This is a genomic window from Corynebacterium sp. NML130628 (genome assembly GCF_001875665.1).
Lineage (GTDB): Bacteria > Actinomycetota > Actinomycetes > Mycobacteriales > Mycobacteriaceae > Corynebacterium.
The window spans coordinates 36608-45289 of sequence record NZ_MLAL01000008.1; the positions used below are offsets into that span (position 1 = coordinate 36608).

Below are 8682 nucleotides of genomic sequence, written 5' to 3' on the forward strand. Positions count from 1 at the left end.
GCCAGCACTATGTGTTTGAGTCAGCGCTGGTCAGAGTGTTTCCCAGCGCATGACCTATCGCAAGTAGTTGCGATTTTTCTCTATGTAGTCATTGATTGCTTCGGTGAGAATTTCCGTCATCGAGATTCCTTTGTTGAAACTGATCCGGCGGAAGTCTTCTCTGGCTTGTTCGTCGATACGAATCGTTAACTTCTTCTCGCGGTCGGCTGGCTTGATTTCGGTTTCAGCGGCAGTGGTTGGTTTCACGCCGTGCTTACGGCGTCTGCGCATATCAGCCATGGGTTAATCCTCCTCGTTCATGAGCGCGGCAGCGACTGCGTCGTAGCCGAAGAGGTCTTGTTTTGGCCTGGCGCCAAAGTAGTTTTTGATTGCTTCGCGCTGGGGGATGTTTCCGGGGAAAACTCCGACGTGCTCCTCATTAAGCTGAGTCCGTAGCTCCTCGGTAGCTTTCGCGCTAAGGATCACCGAAGTAAGCAGAACCGTTGCGTTTGTTCCGTCGGTGAGGTCAAGAGTTTCCCACATGCGATCGACTTCGATCGCAGATGGACGTACCGGGATAATGACGTGGTCTGCTGCGTCGATTGCTGCGTCGATGATTTGTGGGTTTCCCGGCGGGCAGTCGATGATGACCACGTCGGTGGTGGGCATGCTTCGCGCAATTGTGCGTGCGTTGCCTACCGTGACCTGAAATTCGAGCTCGTTGCCGTCGTCGGAGGCGCGTTGGGCCCACTCGGTAGCGGAGCCTTGGGGTCGGTGTCGATGACGGTGACGGTGTGGCCTCTGCGCACTAGGGCAGTTGCAAGCAGGATTGCGCTCGTGGTTTTTCCGGTTCCGCCTTTAAGGCTGGCGATAGTGAGTACGTGTGTCATGGGGTTCTCCTTAGTTGTGTTGGTTAGCTGTTGAGGCATTGCGTACGTCTGAGATTGCGCCGGTTAGTGCAGTTTCAAGGTCGTCTCCGATGATTGTGTGGGCGTTGCTTGCAACCTCTTGCCAGCTGATGCCAAGGACAGACATGTGGTAGGCGCATTCGGTTGCAATATCCTCAACCAGATTGATGTATTCAGCGCGGTCGGCGACTTCGATGTAGCGCGCTTCCTGGAGGGCCAGGACCGCTTTTGCGAGGTGACTGTCACTCATTGGGTTCTCCTAAAAGGTTGTTGACGTTATGACGGTTTGTAGATCAAGCGCAGTTTGGGTGTATCGCTGCGTCGTGGTGATTGAGGCGTGTCCGAGAGCTTTTTGAACTGAGAGAAGATCGTGTCCACCCCGGTTGTAAGCAACCGTTGCAAACCTGTGCCTCAAAGTGTGCAGAGTCCATTGGTCTGGAAGCACTCGACTGGCGAGCTTTCCAACCCAACGGGGCGAAAGATGCCCACTGTCGTTGCCTGGAAACACCCATCCCAAATCAGGCTGTTGTCGCGTGATCTCACTATGAAGTTTTGGCGGGATTGGTAACAAGCGTTGAGTTCCGCCTTTCCCATGAACTGTCGGGCTTGCCCATCCGTCTCCCACTTGCTCGATGTCGCGAGTGTGCAGCTGCGCGATTTCTGATGCTCGGAGCCCTAATTGAGCCGCAAGTTTCAGAATGAGCTGTGTTCTCGGAGGAGCGCACTCTATGGCGGTCGCGATTGCTTCTTCCGGTGCTGGGCGTGGAGGGGGAACTGGACGCCTAACCGCCGTGAGCCCTCGAGCTGGGCTCGGCTGTCCCGTCTTGCGAGCCAGCCAGCGGAAGAAAACGCGAGCGCTGGCATGGTTCGCATTGCGTGTTTCCGGCTTCCAGTTTTGTGTGCCGCTCCACGAAACAAGATGCGTTTCAGTAACTGCTTCGGGTGGGACATCAAGATAGCGGGCCATGGTCCGTAGGTGGCGAAGCCGAGTGTCGATAGTTCGTTCTCTGCGTCCCAAGGCGCGAAGGTAGATTTCGAATTCTCGCAATACTTCACCCCACCCGTTAGGAACACTGGCAAGTGTTTCTCGTTCTGATATGAGCATGTATAAGGGTCTACCTGCCCTTTCGCGCTCCATAGGGTCATTGCCGGCTCGCCAGCAAGCCGTCGCGCCAGCATGACGGCATGACGGCATGACGGCATGACGCCAAAGCAAAAGCGGCGAACATTCCACCAGAGAAATAGGGGAGAGGACAAAGACCCAGAGGTCGTAGGTTCGAATCCTGCCCCCGCTACCAACTTCGGATCCCTACCAGTGCTTGCGCTGGTAGGGATCTTTTTTGTCTTTGCAGCGGCCGCGAGTGGTGGGGTAAAGCGGCTGGAGATTGGCGTTTCTCCGTTTCAGGCAGGGCGTCGAGCGCGTCTGTGACGTTCAGTAGTATTGACGAACTAATCACATTCTGGCCCGTAACTCCATCAATAGTATTAGGCTTATGGATGATCTCGTCTCGTTGCAAATGGAGCAGTGGCCTCATGTTTGTTATGTTTATTCCAAATCGGAAGCTTCGCATGTTGTCAGCAGGAAAATCTGATGACACAGTACCCACTACACCCTTCAGTTCCTTTCTGAAACTGATAGTGACCATCGTGTGTACTTTTGGTTTAGCGGTTTCAGGAATCCCGTGCGCTCACGCTGAGGACTCGGGGGATGCGACGCCGCCCGAGGAACTAAGCGCTGTCGACCAGTTCGAAAGCGCGACAAGTGATGAGCAACTCCAGATAGCGGAAGATCCTACGGGGACCGACGCTGCCAGTGATCTCGAACTGGGACCAGAACTTGTCAGTGAAAACGTCACCGCGCAGCAGGGCGCGAAGTTAGCGCAGCCGACGAACGTAAAAGCCGTATCTAGTGCAACGACCGTAGAAGGCACCATCGAGAGAATTCCGTATAGCAGTAAGAAACGTCTCTACCTATATGTGTACGGGGACGATCCGCAAACGACGGAAAACCCGAAAGAGCTTGGGCTCGGGTATACGTCGAGGGGTATACGAATCGAAGCAAAGATGCACGACTGGGCACCACGACTCGTCGAGGGCCAGGTCATTTACCTTGTTCTCAAACAGAAGGAAAAGGAGGGCAGGGAATGGGTGCTCAACGGCGTTGAATCCGATCCTCTGGCAGTGACAGTTGAGCAGTCGATAGCAGACGCGAACAAGATTAACGTTCCTCAGGAAGAGTTTTGGGTTGAAGACAGGTTTACCTTCAGCCCGGAAGAAATCGACGAAATCCTAAACGCGTTCAAAAACGCTAATCCGGACATCAAAGACAAGATTAAATCTGTTGACCCTTCCTGGAATGGTAGCGACCCCGTTGCAAAGGTGAAGGTTATCTATTCGGATGGCTCTATCAGCCCAGAAGTAGATGTGAAGATTCATGTGATCACAGAATACTCTGCCATGCCGGTTATCGACCAGCCGTTCCTTGTAACAAAAAATAAGGTGACGGGCACGATCAAAACTGAAGATGGAACACCGGTTCCTGATGGAACTAAGGTGGGAATTGTTACGAAATTTGGTGGGGACGATATAAAGAACTTCCAAGGCGCGGGTAGTTGTAGAGTTACAAAAAATTCTTCAGAGCGGTTGGCTGACGTCGTTGTCAAAAACGGCAAATTTTCACTCGATAACGTTGACCTGCAACTTCCATGGTCAGAAGGCGCGCGTGTTGATATCGGGATTGTCGTAAAATCGCCAAAGAGATTTAGAACTTGTATCACGGTTGTGCCGGAACATCCAACGCCGGAAAAAACTCCGGTGAGGGATCCTAAAAAGCTCACCGATGCGGAGAAACAGGCGATAGATGAGGCAATCCGAAAGGCCTACGAAACCGAGGCCGGAGAATCAAAATTGCCAAATGGTACTGGAGACCTGGACGGCACCCCTGCGTTTATTGACTTTGATCCAGATGGAACTGTGGCCATAATTAACCCGCGAAACACTAAATACCACTTCACTGGTGGTGTTGCGCAATTTGAGAAAAATGAGGACGGCACCCACAAGCTCAAGGATGACGCTCTAGTCCGACGTATCCCGATTGCGGATCTAGTTACCAATATCGCGCCCAAATCACCAAGCATCGACGTGGATTACGATGGGGGTACGGTCACCATCACCCCGCCCGCATATACGAAGTCCGGTGATGATACCGACTTGGCTTCCTACGAAGTCTCCGACGGGGACAAGAAGATTACCCTCACGCGAACAGTCTCTGACGAAGGCACCTCGACCTGGCTATCGGACGCCGGTCAAGTTGACACGAGCACCGGCGTAGTGACACTTCAAATCGCGGACTTGCCTGTCGGTGCCACCATCACTGCAGTAGCAACGGATAGTGGCGGCTTAGTCCCGGAGGAGAAACCGCTGACCTCCAAAGAAGCGCGCGAGAAATTGCAAACCGTCACTGTTTCCTATGACGCGAATGGTGGTTCCGGTTCGATGGATGCTGCCGTGGTGAATAAGGGTGGTACGTACAAGATTCTTGAGAGTGGGTTTACTGCTCCGGAGGGGAAGAAGTTCGCTGGTTGGAAGATTGGTGAGACTGAGTACGCGCCTGGTGATGAGAGCAAGGTGAGCGCGGATACGACTGTTGTTGCGCAGTGGAAGCCTTTGCCGGCCAAGACGGTTGAGGTGACCACAACGGTTGAGGTCCCCACCACGGTGAAGGAATCGACGACGGTGACAGTGCCGACGACGGTGAAGGAACCGACAACGGTTGAGGTCCCCACCACGGTGAAGGAATCGACGACGGTGACAGTGCCGACGACGGTGAAGGAACCGACAACGGTTGAGGTCCCCACGACGGTGAAGGAACCGACAACGGTGACAGTGCCGACGACGGTGAAGGAACCGACAACGGTTGAGGTCCCCACGACGGTGAAGGAATCGACGACGGTTGAGGTTCCCACGACGGTGAAAGAGCCGACGACGGTGAGGGAGCCGACGACGGTGGAGGTGCCGACGACGGTTGAGGCGCCCACGACGGTGAAGGAACCGACAACGGTTAAGGTCCCCACCACGGTGAAGGAACCGACAACGGTTGAGGTCCCCACGACGGTGAAAGAATCGACGACGGTGACGGAATCGACAACGGTGACAGTGCCGACGACGGTGAAGGAATCCACGACGGTGACCGTGCCGACGACGGTTGAGGTGACCAAGACCGTGGAGCCGTCCGTGACGACCGGTCCGAGCAAGCCTAACCAGCCAGGGGACAAGCCGAATAAGACTTCGACTCCTGCAGAGCCAGATGCCAACGGTTCGTCCGAGAAGGCGAAGCGCTGCGCTGCGAACGCGTTTGCGGTCAATAGTCCACTGTTGTGGCTGCTGCCAATCGGTCTACTGGCAGGCATCGGCTACGGCGTTAACGAAGCGTTCGGCCCACAGATCCGGCCGGCTGGTGCTGAGCTGAACGCCCGCTTACAGGAGCTCATGCCGCAGCACAGCTGGGTCGGTGAGCTGCAGGCGAAGGCAGACGCCGTCAACCGTCAGTTCGCAGGCTACAGCGAACAATTGCGCCCGCTGAGTATCGCACTCGGCGCGATTGCTGTAGTCAGCATGTTGGGTGTCCTCATCGCTCAAGCATGCGAGGCAGACGGCTTCAACAACGGCCTGACACTCCTCGGCTCGTCGAACGACGATACTGCTGCCGAGGACTCGGGTTCTTCCGAGCAGAAGTAAACCGCGCTAAGTCGAATGAAAGGCGTCACCCACACCGGGTGGCGCCTTTTGTGTTTGTTATCTGCCGGGGAAAACATCGGTAGCTTCACGCGGGGCTTTCAAACTGGGGTCACAAGATAATTCTGGACGCTTCATCGATGTCTTTTCCCCATCATGCCTAGCAAGTCTGCGTATTTGCGCCGACGGCAACCCCGCCAGAGAGGGGAGCAGCCCACACTGTAGGGTGGCCACTATGAGTAACCCCACGTCCGAGTCTCCGGTTCCGCACACTACGCCGCGTGCGGGCCACGATCCCATGATCCGGGTACGTGACGCGCACCTGCACAACCTGAAGCACATCGGCGTCGACCTGCCACGGGATACCCTCGTGGCGGTCACCGGTGTGTCGGGTTCGGGCAAGTCTAGTTTGGCCTTTGGCACTATTCATGGGGAGGCGCAGCGCCGCTACCTGGAGTCCGTCTCGCCTTTCGCGCGCCGTCTGATCGGTGGCGCGGTGAACCCGCGAGTCGGGTCGGTCGCGGGTCTGCCTCCGACGGTGGCGTTGCAGCAGTCCACCACCCTGGGCGGGGCACGATCTTCCGTGGGGACGATCTCGAATATGTCGAATAGTATTCGGCTGCTCTTTTCCCGCTCCGGCAGCTACCCGGATGGCATGCGTGAGCGGCTGGAATACGGCAGGCTCGATTCCGACGCTTTCTCGCCCAACACCACCGCTGGTATGTGCCCCGATTGCCAGGGAACTGGCACTGTGCACCGGCCGACGGAAGCGTCGATGGTGCCGGATCCCAGCCTGTCCATTTGGGACGGCGCGATCGCCGCGTGGCCGGGTGCATGGTTGGGGAAGAACTTCCGGGACATCCTGGGCACCCTCGGCTACCCGCTCGATGTCCCGTGGCGGGATCTTCCGCAGGAGGACCGCGACTGGATCCTGTTTACGGACGAGCAGCCGGTGGTCACCGTCCACCCGGTGCGGGATGAAAACGCCGTGCATGGTTCGTATAAAGGTAAGTGGCGCTCGGTTGCCACGTACCTCACGGACACCTTGGCGGAGACGGAGTCGGATAAGAACCGTCGCCGGGTGCTTTCTTTCATGCACTCATCGACGTGCCCGACGTGCCAGGGCCGCGGTTTCCAGCCGGATACTTTGCAGGTCACCTACGCTGGCTACGCCATCGACGAGTTCAACGACTTGGCGTTGAAGGACGTGCTGGCTGTGCTGGAGGCTCGCCTGGAGCGCTTGGAGGGAATCGCGAAGCAGGAGTGGAACGAGCACGACGAGGCCGAAGAGTTGCTGCTGGATCAGGTGCTGCCTACGGTGCGCGCGGCGATTGAGCTGGGGCTGGGGCACTTAAGCCTCTCCCGCCCGGCACGGAGCTTGTCTGCGGGCGAGCACCAGCGCCTGCGGTTGGCGTCCCAGTTGAACTCGAGTCTGTTCGGCACAACCTATGTGCTGGATGAGCCCTCGGCGGGCCTGCATGTCGTGGAGCGCAAGGCTGTCTCCGAGTTGCTGCAGCGCTTCATCGACGCTGGTAATTCGGTGCTGCTGGTGGAGCACGATATGTCCCTGGTGGCGGGATGCGATTGGATTGTGGACATCGGCCCCCGCGCAGGGGAGCGTGGCGGGGAACTGGTGTTCTCCGGCCCGACTAGCCAGTTCCGCGCGAACGCCGAGCGGCTGGGCTCGCCCACGGCGATCGCCCTGAATGCGGACTTCCCCGAACTGACAGACACCCCGGCCGACACCGGTGCATCCATCAGCCTGCGCGGGGTGCACGCCCGCGCCTTCGACGGTGCCGATGTGGACTTCCCGCTCGGTGCGCTCACCGCAGTCACGGGTGTATCCGGTTCCGGCAAATCCACCCTGGTCATCGGAGTGCTGGCCGATGTGGTGTCCCGCTCTGCCAAGCAGGTGGTTGGCGCCGAGGAGGCGTCGGACGGGGATGCGGATGCTGGGCTGACGGCAGGTTCCGGTCACTCTGGGGATTTCAGGGTGGACAGCGTAGAGGGCGTCGATAAGATCCGCAGGTTGGTGCACATCACTCAGAAGCCGATTGGGCGTACGGTGCGATCCACCGTGGCGACCTACACGGGGCTTTTCGATCATGTCCGCAGGCTCTTCGCCGCGACCCCCGAGGCCAAGCGGCGTGACATGTCGGTGTCGGACTTTTCCTATAACACGACGAAGGGCCGCTGCCCGGAGTGTGACGGTGCGGGCAGTATCGAGGTCGAGCTGGTGTTCCTGCCCGGCACGTACACGACCTGCCCGGCCTGCCACGGCAAGCGCTATAAGCCGGAGATCCTTGAGGTGCAGTGGAACGGCCGTAGCATCGCGGACATCTTGGCGCTGACCGTGGACGAGGCGCTCGAGGTCTTCGCCGAGGAGCCGAAGATTCTGCGCTCCGTCGAATTCCTGCACGCACTCGGCCTGGGCTACCTGCGGCTGGGGCAGGGCTCCCCGGAACTTTCGGGTGGGGAGGCGCAGCGCATCAAACTGGCTTCCGAGATGCAGCGCGGCTCCAGCCGCAAGCACAGCCTGTACCTCCTTGACGAGCCGACGACGGGCCTGCACCCGGCGGATGTTGATCTGTTGCTTGCCCAGCTGCGTCGCCTTGTCGACGACGGCGCCACGGTGGTCGTCGTCGAGCACGACCTGCGGGTGGTCGCGCAGGCCGACCACATTATCGACGTCGGCCCAGGCGCCGGCGACGAAGGTGGTCAGATATTGGCCACAGGGACGCCGGCGGCAGTCGCTCAGCAGGGCGTGGACCCGGATTCGCGCTCGGTGACGGCCCAGGTGCTGGCCGAACAGGCTGGGTTGGGCTGAGCCTGAGCATTGAACACCAGCCAGGGGGCGGCCACCATTAAGACGTCGGCGAGCTGTCCTCGGTCTGGTACTTGTTCCAGAAACGCCTTCGAACCAGGAAGGCTGGTGGGGCTGCGGATGTTTTGTTGGAGTGCATCTGAGGGACTTTGTCTCGTAGTTATGCACTCAGTGCCTGTCGATGCTCGGCGATGGTCGTATATCCATCACCGAGTGTCGACTTCAACCTTGTATTGA

7 protein-coding genes are annotated in these 8682 nt (G+C 58.1%); 2 read left to right on the forward strand and 5 right to left on the reverse strand.

The features are described from left to right. Positions 1–54: 54 nt before the first annotated feature. The 5 genes from BJP07_RS01235 to BJP07_RS11545 are packed head-to-tail and all read right to left on the reverse strand — an operon-like array spanning position 55 to position 2082. Positions 55–279 (reverse strand): hypothetical protein, encoded by a 225-nt coding sequence (locus tag BJP07_RS01235; RefSeq protein WP_071565684.1) that lies wholly within the window; start codon positions 277–279, stop codon positions 55–57. A gap of 3 nt (positions 280–282) precedes the next feature. Beyond that, positions 283–648: a hypothetical protein gene (locus tag BJP07_RS11275; RefSeq protein ID WP_083583988.1), complete on the reverse strand. Its 366-nt coding sequence runs from the start codon at positions 646–648 to the stop codon at positions 283–285. 26 nt (positions 649–674) lie between these two features. Continuing rightward, positions 675–869 (reverse strand): ParA family protein, encoded by a 195-nt coding sequence (locus tag BJP07_RS11280; protein ID WP_083583990.1) that lies wholly within the window; start codon positions 867–869, stop codon positions 675–677. A 10-nt stretch (positions 870–879) separates the two neighbouring features. Then, positions 880–1137: a hypothetical protein gene (locus BJP07_RS01245; protein ID WP_071565685.1), complete on the reverse strand. Its 258-nt coding sequence runs from the start codon at positions 1135–1137 to the stop codon at positions 880–882. Between the two features lie 9 nt (positions 1138–1146). After that, positions 1147–2082, reverse strand: a complete 936-nt coding sequence (locus BJP07_RS11545) for a site-specific integrase (protein ID WP_083583992.1) — start codon at positions 2080–2082, stop codon at positions 1147–1149. Positions 2083–2534: 452 nt separating this feature from the next. On the opposite strand from BJP07_RS11545, the gene BJP07_RS01255 reads away from it, so the two are divergent. Together BJP07_RS01255 and BJP07_RS01260 are read left to right on the forward strand one after the other, a co-directional pair. Next, on the forward strand, positions 2535–5624 hold the full coding sequence (locus BJP07_RS01255; RefSeq protein ID WP_177222493.1) for an InlB B-repeat-containing protein: 3090 nt from the start codon (positions 2535–2537) through the stop codon (positions 5622–5624). Between the two features lie 232 nt (positions 5625–5856). Then, a complete protein-coding gene (locus BJP07_RS01260; protein WP_083583994.1) occupies positions 5857–8448 on the forward strand; it encodes an excinuclease ABC subunit UvrA in 2592 nt (863 codons plus the stop codon). The last annotated feature ends 234 nt before the right edge of the window (positions 8449–8682 follow it).